Annotated in this window: 16 protein-coding genes and 1 pseudogene; 3 read left to right on the forward strand and 14 right to left on the reverse strand. The window is 34.1% G+C overall.

Annotated features, from left to right (window positions below):
- Positions 1-182: 182 nt before the first annotated feature.
- From BWGOE10_RS18630 to BWGOE10_RS18660, 7 genes are all read right to left on the reverse strand, one after another.
- On the reverse strand, positions 183-2,039 hold the full coding sequence (locus BWGOE10_RS18630) for a PTS fructose transporter subunit IIABC (protein ID WP_070144506.1): 1,857 nt from the start codon (positions 2,037-2,039) through the stop codon (positions 183-185).
- Positions 2,040-2,052: 13 nt separating this feature from the next.
- Positions 2,053-2,964 carry a 1-phosphofructokinase gene (gene pfkB / locus BWGOE10_RS18635; RefSeq protein ID WP_070144507.1) on the reverse strand — a complete coding sequence of 304 codons (912 nt, stop codon included), beginning with the start codon at positions 2,962-2,964 and terminating at the stop codon, positions 2,053-2,055.
- The gene (locus tag BWGOE10_RS18640; protein ID WP_070144508.1) at positions 2,961-3,713 is read right to left on the reverse strand and encodes a DeoR/GlpR family DNA-binding transcription regulator; all 753 of its coding nucleotides are present in this window, start codon (positions 3,711-3,713) and stop codon (positions 2,961-2,963) included. The genes pfkB and BWGOE10_RS18640 overlap by 4 nt, the downstream gene beginning before the upstream one ends.
- Before the next feature lie 158 nt (positions 3,714-3,871).
- Positions 3,872-5,035, reverse strand: coding sequence for an iron-containing alcohol dehydrogenase (locus BWGOE10_RS18645; protein ID WP_070144509.1), 1,164 nt, complete (start codon positions 5,033-5,035; stop codon positions 3,872-3,874).
- A 116-nt stretch (positions 5,036-5,151) separates the two neighbouring features.
- Complete coding sequence (locus BWGOE10_RS18650) at positions 5,152-5,694, reverse strand: DUF420 domain-containing protein (protein ID WP_000228315.1); 543 nt, start codon at positions 5,692-5,694, stop codon at positions 5,152-5,154.
- 317 nt (positions 5,695-6,011) lie between these two features.
- Positions 6,012-6,350 (reverse strand): hypothetical protein, encoded by a 339-nt coding sequence (locus BWGOE10_RS18655; protein WP_070144510.1) that lies wholly within the window; start codon positions 6,348-6,350, stop codon positions 6,012-6,014.
- Positions 6,351-6,547: 197 nt separating this feature from the next.
- A complete protein-coding gene (locus BWGOE10_RS18660; RefSeq protein ID WP_070144511.1) occupies positions 6,548-7,441 on the reverse strand; it encodes a metallophosphoesterase in 894 nt (297 codons plus the stop codon).
- A gap of 196 nt (positions 7,442-7,637) precedes the next feature.
- On the opposite strand from BWGOE10_RS18660, the gene BWGOE10_RS18665 reads away from it, so the two are divergent.
- Both BWGOE10_RS18665 and BWGOE10_RS18670 read left to right on the forward strand, forming a co-directional pair.
- Positions 7,638-8,453, forward strand: a complete 816-nt coding sequence (locus BWGOE10_RS18665) for a formate/nitrite transporter family protein (RefSeq protein ID WP_070144512.1) — start codon at positions 7,638-7,640, stop codon at positions 8,451-8,453.
- Positions 8,454-8,594: 141 nt separating this feature from the next.
- Positions 8,595-8,867, forward strand: a complete 273-nt coding sequence (locus BWGOE10_RS18670; protein WP_002033657.1) for an HU family DNA-binding protein — start codon at positions 8,595-8,597, stop codon at positions 8,865-8,867.
- Positions 8,868-8,886: 19 nt separating this feature from the next.
- Here the strand turns inward: BWGOE10_RS18670 and BWGOE10_RS18675 are convergent, their stop codons facing one another.
- The 6 genes from BWGOE10_RS18675 to BWGOE10_RS18700 form a co-directional block, all read right to left on the reverse strand.
- On the reverse strand, positions 8,887-9,366 hold the full coding sequence (locus tag BWGOE10_RS18675; RefSeq protein ID WP_070144513.1) for a GNAT family N-acetyltransferase: 480 nt from the start codon (positions 9,364-9,366) through the stop codon (positions 8,887-8,889).
- Positions 9,367-9,586: 220 nt separating this feature from the next.
- Positions 9,587-12,007: a heavy metal translocating P-type ATPase gene (locus tag BWGOE10_RS18680; protein WP_070144514.1), complete on the reverse strand. Its 2,421-nt coding sequence runs from the start codon at positions 12,005-12,007 to the stop codon at positions 9,587-9,589.
- Between the two features lie 95 nt (positions 12,008-12,102).
- Complete coding sequence (copZ, locus tag BWGOE10_RS18685; RefSeq protein WP_070144515.1) at positions 12,103-12,309, reverse strand: copper chaperone CopZ; 207 nt, start codon at positions 12,307-12,309, stop codon at positions 12,103-12,105.
- A gap of 211 nt (positions 12,310-12,520) precedes the next feature.
- The gene (locus tag BWGOE10_RS18690) at positions 12,521-12,823 is read right to left on the reverse strand and encodes a metal-sensing transcriptional repressor (RefSeq protein ID WP_070144516.1); all 303 of its coding nucleotides are present in this window, start codon (positions 12,821-12,823) and stop codon (positions 12,521-12,523) included.
- 421 nt (positions 12,824-13,244) lie between these two features.
- Positions 13,245-13,472, reverse strand: coding sequence for a hypothetical protein (locus BWGOE10_RS18695; protein WP_070144517.1), 228 nt, complete (start codon positions 13,470-13,472; stop codon positions 13,245-13,247).
- 302 nt (positions 13,473-13,774) lie between these two features.
- Positions 13,775-14,851 (reverse strand): helix-turn-helix transcriptional regulator, encoded by a 1,077-nt coding sequence (locus BWGOE10_RS18700; RefSeq protein ID WP_070144518.1) that lies wholly within the window; start codon positions 14,849-14,851, stop codon positions 13,775-13,777.
- Between the two features lie 92 nt (positions 14,852-14,943).
- Between BWGOE10_RS18700 and BWGOE10_RS18705 the strand changes: the two are divergent.
- Positions 14,944-15,539, forward strand: a pseudogene (locus tag BWGOE10_RS18705) (class I SAM-dependent methyltransferase).
- Positions 15,540-15,583: 44 nt separating this feature from the next.
- Here the strand turns inward: BWGOE10_RS18705 and BWGOE10_RS18710 are convergent.
- The gene (locus BWGOE10_RS18710; protein ID WP_070144519.1) at positions 15,584-16,402 is read right to left on the reverse strand and encodes an alpha/beta hydrolase; all 819 of its coding nucleotides are present in this window, start codon (positions 16,400-16,402) and stop codon (positions 15,584-15,586) included.
- Positions 16,403-16,406 lie beyond the last annotated feature (4 nt).

A 16,406-nucleotide genomic window follows, 5' to 3' on the forward strand; every position in this document is an offset into this window, starting at 1 on the left:
TCATATATTTCTCACAAATTAGTATAAGAATTTTTTTCCAGAAAAAATTACAGTATTACTTTTTTGTTACAAAAAAATCACTTTTCATTACATCTTTTACCAAAATCCATCATAATCCAATTATTAAATTACTTTTTGTAATGAAAAAGGAACAACTCCTATTAGCTGTCCCTTTTTATCTTTTATTTAACTTTCTTCTTCCAAACACCTATCATAATAGCTGAAACAATCGTCCCAATTAATATAGAGAAAATGTATAGCAACGGTTTATTCACTAATGCGATAACAAACAATCCACCATGCGGTGCCGGCAATGTAATTTGGAATAACATAGATAAGGCACCCGCGATACTTGAACCAACAACACAACTTACTATTACTCGAACTGGATCGGCAGCCGCAAACGGAATCGCACCTTCTGTAATAAACGACGCTCCCATAATATAATTTGTTAAACCAGATTTACGTTCCGCTTCTGTAAATTTTGTTTTAAAGAATGTGGTTGCGAATGCAATCGCAAGTGGCGGTACCATACCACCAGCCATAACAGCAGAATGCACTCCAAAATTCTGTGCTTCTATTGCAGCAATACCAAATGTAAATGCCGCTTTATTAATTGGACCACCCATATCAATTGCCATCATACCACCTAAAATAAGACCTAATAATATAGCATTCGTACCGTTCAAACCATTTAACCATCCTGTTAACATTTCATTTAATGCTACTACAGGCGGGTTTACTACTTTTTGCATTACAACTCCTGTAATCAATAACCCAAAGACGGGATATAACAAAACAGGTTTAATTCCTTCTAACTGTACTGGTAATCCTGAAAATAATCTTTTCAATCCTAAAACAACATATCCAGCTAAGAAACCAGCAATTAATCCACCTAAAAATCCAGCATTCGCATGTGCTGCTAAAAATCCACCGACAACACCAGGCATAAAACCAGGACGATCAGCAATAGAACTCGCAATAAATCCAGCTAAAATTGGCACAAGGAATAAAAACGCACCTGTTTTTCCTCCCCCAATAGACATGAATAATTCAGCTAAAGGTCCTTCCGCCTTTATACCACCAAACAAAAACGCTAGCGCTATTAAAATCCCGCCACCAACAACGAACGGAAGCATATTACTTACACCGCTCATTAAATGCTTATAAATTCCCAGCCTCTTTTCTTTCTCTACATTTTCTTCCTTCCCATCCTCATTTACACCCTTAAAGATTGGTGCATCTTGTTTTACAGCTCTATTGAGAAGGATTTCAGTTTTTCTAATCCCATCAGCGACTGGCACTTGAATGACATGTTTTCCAGCAAAACGGTTCATTTCTACTTGTTTATCTGCCGCAACAATAATCGCTGTTGCGCGTTCAATATCCTCTTTCGTTAAATCGTTTTTAACACCTGTTGATCCATTCGTTTCAACTTTAATCGCTATTCCTAACTCTGCTGCTTTTGCTTTTAAACTATCCGCAGCCATATATGTGTGAGCGATACCAGTTGGACAAGCTGTAACAGCTAATACGTATGGTTCATTCCCTTCTGGCTTTGCTACTTCAACTTCTTCTTCTTTTTCACTCTCTTTTTCATCAAATAAACGAAGAAGTTCCTCTTCATCCTTTGCTTCTAATAATTGTTTACGAAAACCATCATCCATTAATAATGTAGATAGACGAGACAACGTTTCTAAATGAGTATTATTCGCCCCTTCACTTGCAGCAATCATAAAGAATAAATGTGCGGGCTGTCCATCAAGTGATTCATAGTTGATACCGCTTACACTTCTACCAAAACAAATCGATGGTTGTTTAACGGCATTCGTCTTCGCATGAGGTATAGCAATACCTTCACCAATTCCTGTTGTACTTTGTGACTCTCGCTTTACAATAGCTTCTTTAAATTCAGCTTTATTATTTAAACGATTTGCTGCGTTTAATTTCTCAACTAATTCATCTATGACAGCTTCTTTATTTGAAGCTGTCAAATTCATAATGACTGTATCCCTTTTTAATAGTTCTGTAATTTTCATATGTTACTTCCCCCTATCGCTTAGCTACAATTACTTGCGACAATAATTCTTCTACTTTTCCCTTTTCACATAAATCCGCTGAAAATGCTGTTGCACTCCCTGTTGCAACACCATATTGAAATGCTTTTTCAATATCTTTTGTCTGTTCATATTTACCTACAAACCCAGCAACGAGGGAATCTCCTGCCCCAACCGAATTAATAACGACACCTTTCGGAACAGTTGCTTCATATATACCTTCTGCTGTAAATAATAAAGCTCCATCTCCTGCCATTGAAACGATGACATGTCCTACACCTTGTTCAATTAACTTTCTTCCATACGGTAAAATGTCTTCTACTGTTGAAAGCTCTACTCCGAATAATTCACCAAGTTCATGATGATTTGGCTTTATTAAAAATGGATTGTTTTTAATTACATGTTTTAACGCACTTCCACTTGCATCTACTACTACACGAATACCTTTTTCGGCTCCAAACGCTGCGATTGATTCATAAAAGGTAGTTGGAATAGAAGAAGGTACACTTCCAGCTAGTACAACACTATCTCCAGGTTGCATACTTTCGATTTTTTTCATCAATTGTTCAAATTGCTCATTTGTCACAATAGGACCTTGTCCATTTAACTCTGTTTCTTCTTGCCCTTTTATTTTCACATTAATTCGAGAATCTCCATCTACTTGGACGAAGTTTGTTGTTACACCTTCATCATGCAATACATCTTTAATAAATTGACCAGTAAATCCACCCGTAAATCCAAGCGCTACATTTTCAACACCTAAACGATGAAGAACACGAGAAACATTAATCCCTTTTCCTCCTGGAAACTTCATATCTTTCTCTGCTCGGTTTACTGTTCCTAAATCGAAAGAATTAACTTGTACTACATAATCAATAGATGGGTTTAAAGTAACTGTATAGATCATTGTTTATCAGCCTCAATTACATTGGTTTGTCTTTTATATTTTTCTAAATCAATTTCTAAATGATTTGTAATAATGCTTGCATCTTCAACATTTGCAATTTTCGCAAACGCAACTTCTGAAAATTTACTTTCATCAATTAAGAAATACCCTTCGTTCGCTAATGTTAATGCCATTTGTTTCAAGAGTGCTTCTTCTGGATCTGGCGTTGTATACCCTAACTGTTCATGTACACCATTAGCTCCTAAAAAACATTTATCAAATCGATACTTCTGCATACTTTCCTGTGCCATAGCACCAATTAAAGCTTTCGTCCTACTCTTCATCATCCCACCTAGTAAATACGCACGAATATTATTTTCAACTAAAGCTTCAATGTGCATAAGTCCATTCGTTACGACAGTAACATCTTTATTTATTAAAAATGGAATCATTTCAAATGTTGTACTTCCTGCATCTAAATAAACGCAATCCCCTTGTTCAACAATACTAGCCGCATACTTGGCAATTTGTTGTTTTATTTGAATGTTTTTGGATGATTTTTCAATCATCGTTGGCTCCTGTCCTTTTCCTGTTAAAACAGAAGCACCACCATGAACTCTTTTTAATAACCTTTGTTTTTCCAATTGTGCTAAATCACGACGAATTGTCGATTCAGAGCTTTCTGTTCTTTCCACTAATTGCTGTAATTTAACCACTTTTTGTTCTTTCACAAGTTGTAGTATCATTTGATGACGTTCAGGAGTTAACATCTTATTCACCTCTTCTTTGATTACAGTATAATGAAAACGATCACAAAAATCAACCATAAACAACCACATATAATCACAAACATCCAAATTCAATTATAAATAACCAAAAAGAAACCTATTTGACATTATAATCAAATAGGTTTCTACTCTCAATTCACTTATAAAGAAGCTTTATAAATTTCAAGAACATCATCTTTATTTAATTTTTTAAAGTTACCAAATTCACCATAAGCCATCGCTTTATCCGCCATTAAATCAATTTCATTTTCTCCAATAGCATAATCCGCTAATGTTACCGGCGCTTCAATTGAAGTCCAAAATTGACGTAACGCCTCAATTCCTTCTAACGCTACTTCTCGATCAGTCTTTCCATCTGTTTCTACATTAAATACGCGAATAGCGAACTGTTTAAAACGACTTACATTTTCGTCTACAACATGCTTCATCCAGTTCGGGAATAGAATTGCTAAACCGCCTCCATGCGGTATATCATGAACAGCTGAAACTGCATGTTCAATATTATGAGTTGCCCAGTCTCCTTTTACTCCCATCGCTAAAATGCCGTTTAACGCCATAGTACCGCAATATAAAATGGTTTCTCTATGCTCATAATTTTCTAGATCACTTAAAAGCTTAGGAGCTGTCTCAATTACTGTTTTTAAAACAGATTCACAATAACGATCTTGTAATTCTGTATTTATTCCATGATGGAAATATTGCTCTAATACATGTGACATAATATCTACCATACCGTAAATTGTTTGATCTTTCGGTACAGACGCAGTATGAACTGGATCTAAAATCGAAAACTGCGGGAAAGTAACCGGGCTACCCCAGCCATATTTTTCATTCGTTTCCCAGTTTGTAATTACAGAACCAGCATTCATTTCAGATCCTGTTGCCGCAAGAGTAAGCACAGTACCAAATGGTAATGCCTCACTAGCAAATGCTTTTTTCGTTACAATATCCCACACATCTCCATCGTACTTACTACCAGCAGCAATCGCTTTCGTACAGTCAATTACACTTCCTCCACCAACTGCTAAAATAAAGTCGATTCCATTATCTTTACAAATTTGAACCCCTTTCTTTACAGTTGATACACGAGGATTCGGTTCAACACCTGTCAACTCAAACACTTCCGCATTTATATCCTTTAAAATAGAAATTACATTATCATAAATACCGTTTCTTTTAATACTTCCTCCTCCATATACGAGAAGAACCTTTTTACCGAACTGTGGAATTTCAGTTTTTAACTGCTCTAATTGTCCTTTACCAAAAATAAGTTTTGTTGGATTACGAAATACAAAATTTTGCATATACCTTTACCATCCCTTCCATATAAAAAGCAACTATACTTTTGTATACCACACTTTTTTAATTTCACAAACAAATTTGCTTAACAAAAAAATCCCAGCCTTTAGGCTGAGATTTTTTATTGATAATAAGGTGAGATCATTAAGTAAACAATAACACCAGATAAACTTACATATAACCAAATCGGCATCGTCCAACGTACAATTTTACGATGACGTGTTAATTGATTCGTAAAACCAAATACAAGTGCGAACAATGCAAGTGGCACAATAATCGCCGCAAGGATAATATGTGTAATTAAAATGATGAAATACACATACTTAATGAATCCTTCTCCACCGAAATGTGTGGCTGGCGCCAAGTAATGATACGATAAATATGAAACACAAAATAGTAAAGTCGTTGTAAATGCTGCAAGAATAAAGCCACGGTGCATTTTCACATTCTTTTTAATGATAGAGAATAAAGCTGCTAATAAAAATACAAACGTAAAACTATTAAAAATTGCATTTAACATTGGTAAGATAGTTACATCAAAATGTACTTCTCCTTCATAGCCAACAGGTCCAAAGAACAAAAATAAAATAATCGCATTTACAATTACAGAAAGCGTTATCACAATAGGAGCATAGCTTTTCTGATTTGTTGATTGATCCACCAATATGGTCACTCCTCTTCTTTCAAATATGTATACGTAACCTCACTATTTTAACATATTATTCACAGTGTAAATGTGACAATAGTTTGACACAGTAAGACGGGGCAAAGAAAAAAACCCTTCTTAACAATGCTTCTTAAGAAGGATTTTATCGCTTTATTATTCAAATAGCAATGCGATTAGTTTTTGTTAAAAAACGTATTGCTATATGCTTGAAAAATTTCAGACACTTGATATCCCATTAATGTAATTGCTGTTAATGAAAAGAAACCAATCATAAGAAATCGAAACCACATATAAATCTCCTCCTTGTATTTAGCTTAAAAAACATTAGCTATCTTACAAGTTAAGTGGCACTCTTCTTCATCACTTTCTTTCTTCTTCACAATCGCCGTTATAAAGCGAATCATAAAGAATATAACAAAAGGAATTTGTTCATCATTTATATTGGCATAGTTTAGCAACGGCTCTCGTTGCAAATCGAACGGAGATGAGAAGGAATAGAACATACCTTGCTCTTCCATATATACGATTACAATTTTCATACAAAATACTATCCCAAGAAACGAAACAATATCTTGCCATTCTGTCGTATATAACAGATTATACAGCTCTAATACGTACTCTTCCATCATCATCCCCCCTTCCTTTTTTATCATTTTGCTCTCCTTCATATAAAAAGTCAAGAAAAAAGTTTATTTTCACTATGCTAATAGTAATTACTTGTTTTTACTTATATATGAATCTTTTCTAGCAATGATTGGATGTGATTTTCTTTGTAAACAAGAGACTCGAGTCAAACTGATTCTTTATTCCTATTTTCAGAAATCCTAACCGTATTATTTTTCTTTCTATTCTAATTACTACTTTGCTTCAATACAAAAACTGAAAGTTCAGGTACACTCCAAAACCTGACAGGCATTCGAGTCGTTCCAATACCTCGATTTACATATAAATGTAACGGCTTACTCTTCCCTTCTAATTCATACATACCTTCAACATAGCTCTCAGCTAATTTTGTAGTAATTAAAGGACCTACAAAAGGAATCTGAACTTGTCCTCCGTGACTATGTCCTGACATTTGAAAATCGACTGGATAACGAGATACTTTATCTACAACATCCGGCTCATGTATTAATAGCATATTGAAATCTTGTTGTCGTAAGTTTTTTAAAGTCGAGTCTATTTGTGGCTTCCCTAATAAAAAATCATCCAAACCTGATATTGTAATATACTTGCCGTTTTCCGCTTTAACTTTCTGCACTTCATTTACTAACACAGAAAAACCAGCTTCCTCCATATACTTTTTGTAAAATAAACTACCGCCCCCACCTCTATCATGATTCCCAAACACAGCATATTTTCCTAGGGGGGCATGGATTTTCTGCAAAATACCGTTCGCTTCTTCCCTTTCCGCATTATAAGATCCAAACTTATCTATTAAATCTCCTGTAAAAACTACTATATCTGGATGTAATTCATTCATCTTCTCCACCAAATTTTCTAGTTGTTTCAATGTAAAATCTGGTCCTAAATGTACATCTGAGAACTGCAATATTTTTTTATTATTAAACTCTTTAGGAATTGTAGGAGCTTCTATTTCATTCCACGTAACTGTTACTAGTCTTCTTTCTATTTCAGTCGCATAGAAATACAAACTTACTGGTATCATTAATATACTTATGAAACTAATAATAAATATCTTTACGATTGATTTTTTCCGTTCTTTTTTTACATGATGCGTATTCATGTTTTCACCTCTAAAATTACTTTAAAGCCTTATTGTTACATTAATGTGACAACATGAACAATGTTCGTTATATCCAATTTTATCCCCACTCACTTTGATAAATTTATACAGAAGTCATAACGTATTTTTATAATACATAGATTATTTAAAATATTCCTTCTGTTTATTCCATCATTTTATTAAGGAGAGGTTATTTATGTCTGTATTTACACCAGAAGAAATTACGGAACTTGCTGCTAATTCTGGAAGAAAAAAAGCTCATTTATCATTGCTCCCTATGCTAATTCTCGGTTTTTTTGGTGGTGCTTTCATAGCATTAGGATATTTACTTGATATCCATGTTATCGGAACAATGCCAAAATCTTGGGGATCATTTACTAGTTTTCTAGGTGCTGCCGTATTCCCTATCGGTCTTATACTCGTTATCCTTGCAGGCGGTGAATTAGTAACTGGCAACATGATGACCATTTCAATGGCATGGCTTCACAAAAAAATCGACTTATTTCACTTCATACGAAATTTAGTTATTGTTACGTTTAGCAACTTCATAGGTGCTATATTCGTCGCTTATTTTTTTGGTCATATCGTCGGCTTAATGGAGGGAGCTTTTTTAGCAAAAACAGTTTCTATTGCACAAGCTAAACTACAAGATACACCACTACAAGCCTTCATTTCTGCAATCGGGTGTAATTGGCTCGTTTGTTTAGCTGTTTGGATCAGTATGGGAAGTAAAGAATTTATCGGAAAGATTGTCGGTATTTGGTTCCCTGTTATGACTTTTGTTGCGATTGGATTTCAACACGTTGTAGCCAATATGTTTGTCATCCCAGCTGCAATTTTTTCTGGTCATTTAACTTGGGGTGAATATTTTCCAAACTTCATTTTTGTTTTCTTCGGAAACTTAGTAGGGGGTATGTTATTTGTAGCATTACCTTATTTCATATCTTATAATAAGAAACTACCTTCCAATAAAGAGCAACCTAAAATAAAGAACAAATCTGTATCCGCTTAAATTGAATGTTTATAAAGTGGTCCTAAAAAATATTACAAATATCATTTTTTTTGCGAATATATGTACGTACACTTGTTCTCGGATGTTTTATACGTTATAATAACAACTTAAATAGCATTATTTACATATGAGGTGAAAAACATGAATAAAACAGAATTAATTAAAAACGTAGCACAAAATGCTGAGATTTCTCAAAAGGAAGCTACTGTAGTTTTACAAACTGTAGTAGAATCAATCACTAACTCTTTAGCTGCTGGCGAAAAAGTACAACTTATCGGATTCGGTACATTCGAAGTTCGTGAAAGAGCTGCTCGTACAGGTCGTAACCCACAGACGGGTGAAGAAATGCAAATCGCAGCTTCTAAAGTACCTGCTTTTAAAGCTGGTAAAGAACTAAAAGAAGCTGTAAAATAATGAAAAATATCCTTCTCATTTATGAGAAGGATATTTTTTTCATTATATAATTAATAAAAATCTGACCATTATGCTGCTTATTTTGTTCCTTTATGCAAATATAACCTTTACTTTCAAAGAAAGGTTTTGCTGTAATACTTGCCTCTGTATATATATCCCTATGTTCTAGCTTCATTGCTTCTTTTTCTAACTTTTGTAATATATTAGAAGCTATCCCTTTCCCTTGATAATCTTTATGCGTAAACAAACGATCTATGTAATGCTCATCATTATAATCCCCAAATCCAGCTATCACACCGTTATTATCCGCTACATAACTAATATTCTTTTCTAAAGACTTTAGCCAACTTTCTCTATTTGGTCGCTTTGGTGCCCATGCCTGTAGCTGTAACATATTATAATCTTGTGCATTAACCGTATGAACCGTTTCATAGAACAATTGTAATACTTGCTCTAAATCCTCTTTCTGGAATGTTCTAATTTTAATATCTTTAAACATATGTAAAACTCCTTATCAAACTAACTCTTCTATTTCGGGTATCCGGATAATTATTTCGTGTTTATTTTTGAAACAGTTTCTTCCACTATATATGATTCACTACTTCTGCTCTTTCTATATTATATCGACTTTTCCTTCTAAACGAACAATAAACAATACTTATACAAAGTATTGTTTATTGTAAAAAAGCATATTAAATTCGCTTTATAGCTGAAAGTCTTTAAGATTTCAATTTAACTCTTTGCAATCTTAATGCATTTAATACGACTGATACAGAACTAAACGCCATCGCTGCACCTGCAACCCAAGGTGCTAAGAAACCGAGCGCCGCAATTGGAATTCCTAGGCCGTTATAAGCTAATGCCCAGAATAGATTTTGCTTAATATTTCTAATCGTCATTTTACTCATGAAAATTGCATCAGCAATACTATTTAAATCGCCACGGATTAACGTAATATCCGCTGCTTCCATTGCTACATCTGTTCCTGTTCCAATTGCCATTCCAATGTCCGCTGTAGCAAGAGCAGGAGCATCATTAATTCCATCTCCAACCATAGCCACTTTCTTACCACTAGCTTGAAGTTTTTTCACTTCTTCAGCTTTTCCTTCTGGTAATACTTCTGCAATTACGTGATCAATACCAACTTGCTTAGCAATTGCCTGAGCAGTTTGTGTGTTATCTCCTGTAATCATAACGACATCTAGACCCATTTTCTTAAGTCTTGCAATTGCTGCTTTTGAAGTATCCTTTACAGTATCTGCAACAGCAATAATTCCAGCATATTCCTTATCTATCGCTATAAGCATTGCTGTTTTTCCTTCTCGCTCTAATTCTTCCATCGCTTTAGAAACTTCTTCAATATCAATATTAAACTTCTTCATTAATCGGCGTGTACCAATTAATAATTGTTTCCCTTCGACAACAGATTCAATACCAAATCCCGGAATTGCTTCAAACGTTTCTGAACTTGGGATATCAATTCCCTTTTCTTTAATTCCTTCAACAATCGCTTCTGCAAGTGGATGTTCAGAATTTCTTTCTGCTGCACCGACTAATTTTAATATTTCCTTCTCATCAAATCCATCTGCTACAATTATATCTGTTAATACTGGTTTTCCATTTGTCACCGTACCAGTTTTGTCTAGAATAATCGTATCTAATCTGTGTGTCGCTTCTAAATGCTCTCCACCTTTAAATAAAATACCGTGTTCAGCTGATCTTCCTGATCCCGCCATAATAGATGTAGGTGTTGCAAGTCCTAAAGCACATGGACAAGCGATAACAAGTACTGCTATCATTTTCTCAAGTGCTCCGCCAAAATCACCAGGTGTAACAAATATCATCCACACCGCGAATGTAATAATAGCAATCACAACTACAACAGGTACGAAAATACCTGAAATTTGATCTGCTACCCTTTGAATAGGAGCTTTTGAACCTTGAGCCTCTTCTACTACCTTAATAATTTGAGCTAATGCAGTGTCTCTTCCTACTTTAGTTGCCTTAACTTTTAAAAATCCATTTTTATTCATTGTAGAACCGATTACTACATCCCCAATTGTTTTATCAACTGGAATACTTTCACCAGTTAACATCGATTCATCTATCGCTGATTTTCCTTCTACGATTTCTCCGTCTACCGGGATTTTTTCACCAGGTTTTACATAAACGATATCACCAGCTACCACTTCTTCGATTAAAATTTTCATTTCTGTTCCATCTCGCACAACTGTAGCAGTTTTCGCCTGTAAGCCCATCAATTTTTTAATCGCTTCTGATGAACGTCCTTTTGCTTTCGCCTCAAATAATTTACCTAAAATAATTAATGTAATAAGTACTGCGCTCGTTTCAAAATATAAATCTGTCATATGCTCCGAGGAACCAATCGACCTAATACTTAAATACACACTGTAGAAATACGCTGCAGACGTTCCAAGTGCCACAAGAACATCCATGTTTGCACTTTTATTGCGTAACGCTTTATAAGCCCCGATATAAAATTGTCCTCCAATGATAAATTGAACTGGAGTTGCAAGAGCTAGCTGCACCCAAGGGTTCATAAGCATATCAGGTAAATAAATAAACGATGTAAATGAGAAATGACTCACCATTGCCCACAATAACGGGAATGATAAAATAAACGAAATGATAAATTTTTTCTTTTGTCGCTCAATTTCTTGTAATCGATGATCTGTTGATGCATCTTGCTCATCTGATTTCACTTCTAATTTATATCCTAATTTTGTAATTGTGCTCTTCATTTCATTTACACTAGTTTCATCAGGATTAAATTCTACAGTAGCCGATTCTAAAGCGAAATTTACAGTCGCTTTATTCACCCCTTCTAGCTTATTTAAACGCTTTTCTACTCTATTCGCACATGCTGCACATGTCATTCCCGAAACAGTAAACTCAGCTTTATCACTTACGATACCATACCCTAACGATTCAACTTTTTCTTTAAATTTTTGCGGATTTGTTTTAGTTGAATCATATATAATTTTTGTTTTTTCAAGTGCAAAATTTACATTTGCAACTTGAACACCTTCTACTTTTTTAAGACCTTTTTCAATTCTATTTGCACATGCTGCACATGTCATTCCCGATATTTGAAGATTGGCCTCTTTTTGTTCATTCATGTCTCTCACCTCTATATACCCTTATAAGGTATAATTATTAGCAAAATAAATCGCACTTCGGTTAAAGTACGATTTATTTCCGTATCTAAAAATAATTATTGAACATCGTATCCTTGATCTTCAATTACAACAACGATATCTTTTAACGTTACAACTGATGAGTCGATAGTAACTTCAACAGTTCCTTCTGCTAATTGAACTTTCACTTGTTCAACACCGTTTAGTTCTTTCACACTGCTTTCGATAGAATTTACACAATGTCCACAAGACATACCTTCAACTTTTAATGTTAACTGTTCCATTTAAAATCCTCCTCTTGTTTCTTCATTGTTTGTTAATCACAACTACATCTTACCATACCCCCCTAAGGTAATCAATGGTTTTATGTCATGATTTTTCAATTATTTTCTAAAAGTTTATTTTACACACACTTATTCACAACAATACACCTAAACCCTATATAAGGATAAATAAACAAATAAAAAAACAAGCCAGTTATATACTAGCTTGTTTTTACGCTTTTGAAAAACGTTCAAATACCGTCATTAATTCTTCAATTGCTTCGTCACCATTCCCATCTTTAATAGCTCCTGAAACACAATGACTAGTATGATTTTTCAAGACACCCATTCCTACTTTTTTCATCGCTGCATTAATCGCTGAAATTTGCACTAAAATATCAACGCAATAACGATCATTTTCAATCATATTTTGAATACCACGGACTTGTCCTTCAATTCTCTTTAATCTATTTATAATTTGTTCTTTTTCTTTTTCTGATCTATGTGTAGTTGCTTCATGCTCTTTATGATCCATATTATCACCTTCTCAAAGTTTTTCTTCATCCAATAAAACAATTACTTTTATGAGTATACCAATTATAGCATCAAACATCTATGTATGATACCCCATATGAGTATATTTCCACTTTATGATTATTCTTAACAAATTATTAGCTTCTCAGTCCCAATTATCATTATACCCTTTCTTTTTTTTCAAAAAAACATTACCTCTCCCATCAAAACTCAATAAAGTGAAACTTTAATCAGAGGGGGTTTTGTCCATCCCCCTCTGATTATTAGCCCTCACCAATCGGGCTTTTACGGGCAGTTAATGCGGGATAAAATGAAACAATAATAAGCGGGGATTGTCCATTCTCCGCTTATTATTCGTCCATAAATATAAAAGTCTCAATCTTCACATATCTAAATTGAGACTTTTTTCTTCCTATATATAATTATTGTTGATCACATACTTTTGTGTCATTCACTACTGAAGTTCCTTCAACAGTTACCGTATGAAAACAGTCATTTACTCGAACAGTAACAACGTTATCTTGTCGATCAATAATATGATATTCATTAAATTCTTTATTTAGAGCACTACGAATTTGTTCTCCTTCATAAATTGGAATACCGTGTGATAAAACCCAAATAAGCCCAGCGATAGCAAGAATAGTTTTCATACGACCTACCTCCTTGAGAATAAAGTGAACTTTTAATCAGTGGTGTTTTCAGCCCTACTGACTATTTGTTGAATCAGTCGGGCTATTATGCGGGATAAGTTCATTTCGTTTATAGTATGTTTATGCCAATTGTGACGGAATTGTGACAACTTTTTGTCTCTTTAGACGAAAAGTTGAAACAAAACTTTCAAAAAGGACAATTCTACTTATAAAAAAGGTTATGGAATGTTTCATCCATAACCTTTTTTCAATCTATGCTACAACTCATCCACCGTATTTAATTTGATTTTTGGGGACTTGTTCTATTTTGATGTATCTATATCACAACAAAACTTTGAAAAAACTTCCCACACAAGTTCATTTCTACTACGCACCCCCACTTTTTCAAAAATAGATTTTAAATGATCCTGTACCGTATATATAGAAATACAAAGTTCTTCAGCTAATTCCTTTGTTGACATACCTTTAAAGATTTTACGTATTACTTGCTTCTCACGTGTTGTAAGACTATACACCTCCGTAATAAGAGGAAAAATTTCTTCCGGTCTTGCTCTTTCGAAAAGTACAACATAACGATCATGAAAACCAATGCTACTTTCTAACCTGCTCGCACGAACGATTAAAAAGTGTCCATACGCTAAAGGAATACAAACTCTTTCTTCTTTACTCGTAAATTCTGCATTGTACCCGTTCGCCTTAACCTTTGAACAAACTGCACGTATTGGTCTTGGAATCTCTTTTGTATTTAACTGTTCATACATTCTAAGGTTTGATAGCCAATCACTGCCATCTTGATTCCAATGTAACAATTCAAATTCCTCATTAAATATAATTATACCTGTACCTACCACTTTTTCTTCTAAAGAAGGCTTTATAACAGAATCTCTTAAAACATCACCAACAATAGGGGCTATTATTGATAAGTACTTACAATCATCGTTATGAAATACGGAACTCATATTATCGCGAAATAAGCTAACATGTCCAAAACATTTTCCTTTACTCATGCAAACGGCCCTTAATTCATCACCAAAATTTGCTGGTTTTAAAACATTTCTATATCTAGAACTTTTCATTAATTCACCATTTGTAGCCATACTCAATGAAGCTACATTAACGTTTTTTTGCGCCAAATATTCAAACTTATTATAATCATCTTCTAAAAACTCGTTTAAAAACAGCTGTGGATGAATATTTTCAACCCTTACATCAGTATGCGCCCCTATCGATAAAAAAGTGTTTGGATCTATAGCTGTAAAACAAGCAGCATCAAACTTAATTTCTTTACGTATCAAATTGAGAAAACCTTTTCTAAATGTTCTTATTGAACTTTTACTATTCATTAATATTTTCATTTCTCTCTTTAACTTTTCATACATCCTCTTTATCTCCCCCCACATTTATGGGATTGTTCATCTTCATAATTTCATTCAATAATAAAGCTATAGTACATAGACTTAGGAGGTAAAACATGAATTGGAATGATACTACTGTAAGTTCATATGAACAAAGAATTCCATTAAAAATCCCAGGCTACTACACCCTATATGAAATGATGAATTATTTCTTATTTACTACACTCCCTAAAGAAAATATCAATCCGAATGCATGCTACAGTTAGCTAAAAAAAAAATTAAAAACAAAGGCGTACAAAACCATATTCACCTTGTACACGGAACTATCCATACATTATTACCAAATCAATTATTTGATGCTGCTACTTGTATGCTTGTTCTTCATTTCATCCAAACTATCAGAGAAAAAAAAGAGCTTCTTAATGAAATTAGTAGTCGCTTAAAGCCTGGTGCTCCATTCTTTCTCTCTACAATAAATGGTGTACCCCATACAAGTATGTTTTCTGCACAATTGAATGCTTGGCGCAACCACATGATGCAAAATGAAATTCCATTAGAAGATTGGGACCGATTTGAAAATTCTTTTGAGACAGAAATATTTCCTATTTCCGAAACTAATCTACTAGCTATCATGGAGGAATGTGGCTTTACTCAAATCAATCGCTTTTTCACTAGCTTTTTAATTGATGGATACGTAGCAATAAAACAATAATGAAAAAAGGTAAGCAATTGCTTACCTTTTTTCATATACGTCTTCTATACGTGACTAATAAATCTTAACCCTTTACTTAAAGATGTCGGCACAACTGATGCATGATTCTCCCCTTCAGCCTCATAGAATTTAAATCTAAACTGACCGTGTTTTACTAGGAGAAGGCGCTCTGATAATTCATTTGCCCCTACAACCATATGCTCTCGTTCTAGTGAACCAACTGTAAGAAATACTCCTGTTTTAACTTTAGCATTGTTTAATTCATTTATAAGGTTCTCTTCTTTTTCAAGAACAGATTGGTTATTCCACCAAATAGATGGACTACTAATAAAATAATTTTGAAAGGCATTTACGTTTGTAAATAGTATGTGTAAAGCAAATAGACCACCTAGCGAATGCCCAAATAACGTTTGCTTTCCTTTATTAATTTCATAATTTTTTTCAATTTGAGGTTTCAGTTCTTCTTCCATAAAAGTAAAGAAGTTATGTGCTCCTCCTGTTTTAGGCCACGGTTTGCCATCTGGTTTTAAAGGTGCATCTTTTGAAATTACACTAGGCGTAAAATCATAGCATCTTTCTTCACCTGAAAATGCCCCTTCAATTGGATAACCAATACCTACTATAATGGCTGGTGAAACACCTGTTTTTTCCGCTCTAACCGATTGTATTTTAACCGCTTCATGGAATGTTTGGAAAAAAGCATTTCCATCTAATACGTATATAACAGGATATCCTGACTCTGGTGCTGGTTGCCTCGGCTTTGAAATATGAATTTGATATTCCTTACCTTCTAATTTTGAATACATTTTCCACTGTTCTGTATTAGATGTAATAATCTGCTGTTTTTCAATAGTAGTATTCATCTTA

Source organism: Bacillus mycoides (assembly GCF_001757995.1).
GTDB classification, from domain to species: Bacteria; Bacillota; Bacilli; order Bacillales; family Bacillaceae_G; genus Bacillus_A; species Bacillus_A mycoides_B.

What these genes read in the sequence shown, in the direction of transcription:
- BWGOE10_RS18680 (WP_070144514.1), bottom strand. Translation starts at nt 12,007, where the DNA reads ATGAATGAACAAAAAGAGGCCAATCTTCAAATATCGGGAATGACATGT.
- BWGOE10_RS18695 (WP_070144517.1), bottom strand. Translation starts at nt 13,472, where the DNA reads ATGAAAACTATTCTTGCTATCGCTGGGCTTATTTGGGTTTTATCACAC.
- BWGOE10_RS18645 (WP_070144509.1), bottom strand. Translation starts at nt 5,035, where the DNA reads ATGCAAAATTTTGTATTTCGTAATCCAACAAAACTTATTTTTGGTAAA.
- pfkB (WP_070144507.1), bottom strand. Translation starts at nt 2,964, where the DNA reads ATGATCTATACAGTTACTTTAAACCCATCTATTGATTATGTAGTACAA.
- BWGOE10_RS18710 (WP_070144519.1), bottom strand. Translation starts at nt 16,402, where the DNA reads ATGAATACTACTATTGAAAAACAGCAGATTATTACATCTAATACAGAA.
- BWGOE10_RS18675 (WP_070144513.1), bottom strand. Translation starts at nt 9,366, where the DNA reads ATGTTTAAAGATATTAAAATTAGAACATTCCAGAAAGAGGATTTAGAG.
- BWGOE10_RS18665 (WP_070144512.1), top strand. Translation starts at nt 7,638, where the DNA reads ATGTCTGTATTTACACCAGAAGAAATTACGGAACTTGCTGCTAATTCT.
- BWGOE10_RS18655 (WP_070144510.1), bottom strand. Translation starts at nt 6,350, where the DNA reads ATGATAAAAAAGGAAGGGGGGATGATGATGGAAGAGTACGTATTAGAG.
- BWGOE10_RS18690 (WP_070144516.1), bottom strand. Translation starts at nt 12,823, where the DNA reads ATGGATCATAAAGAGCATGAAGCAACTACACATAGATCAGAAAAAGAA.
- BWGOE10_RS18700 (WP_070144518.1), bottom strand. Translation starts at nt 14,851, where the DNA reads ATGTATGAAAAGTTAAAGAGAGAAATGAAAATATTAATGAATAGTAAA.
- BWGOE10_RS18630 (WP_070144506.1), bottom strand. Translation starts at nt 2,039, where the DNA reads ATGAAAATTACAGAACTATTAAAAAGGGATACAGTCATTATGAATTTG.
- BWGOE10_RS18640 (WP_070144508.1), bottom strand. Translation starts at nt 3,713, where the DNA reads ATGTTAACTCCTGAACGTCATCAAATGATACTACAACTTGTGAAAGAA.
- BWGOE10_RS18670 (WP_002033657.1), top strand. Translation starts at nt 8,595, where the DNA reads ATGAATAAAACAGAATTAATTAAAAACGTAGCACAAAATGCTGAGATT.
- copZ (WP_070144515.1), bottom strand. Translation starts at nt 12,309, where the DNA reads ATGGAACAGTTAACATTAAAAGTTGAAGGTATGTCTTGTGGACATTGT.
- BWGOE10_RS18660 (WP_070144511.1), bottom strand. Translation starts at nt 7,441, where the DNA reads ATGAATACGCATCATGTAAAAAAAGAACGGAAAAAATCAATCGTAAAG.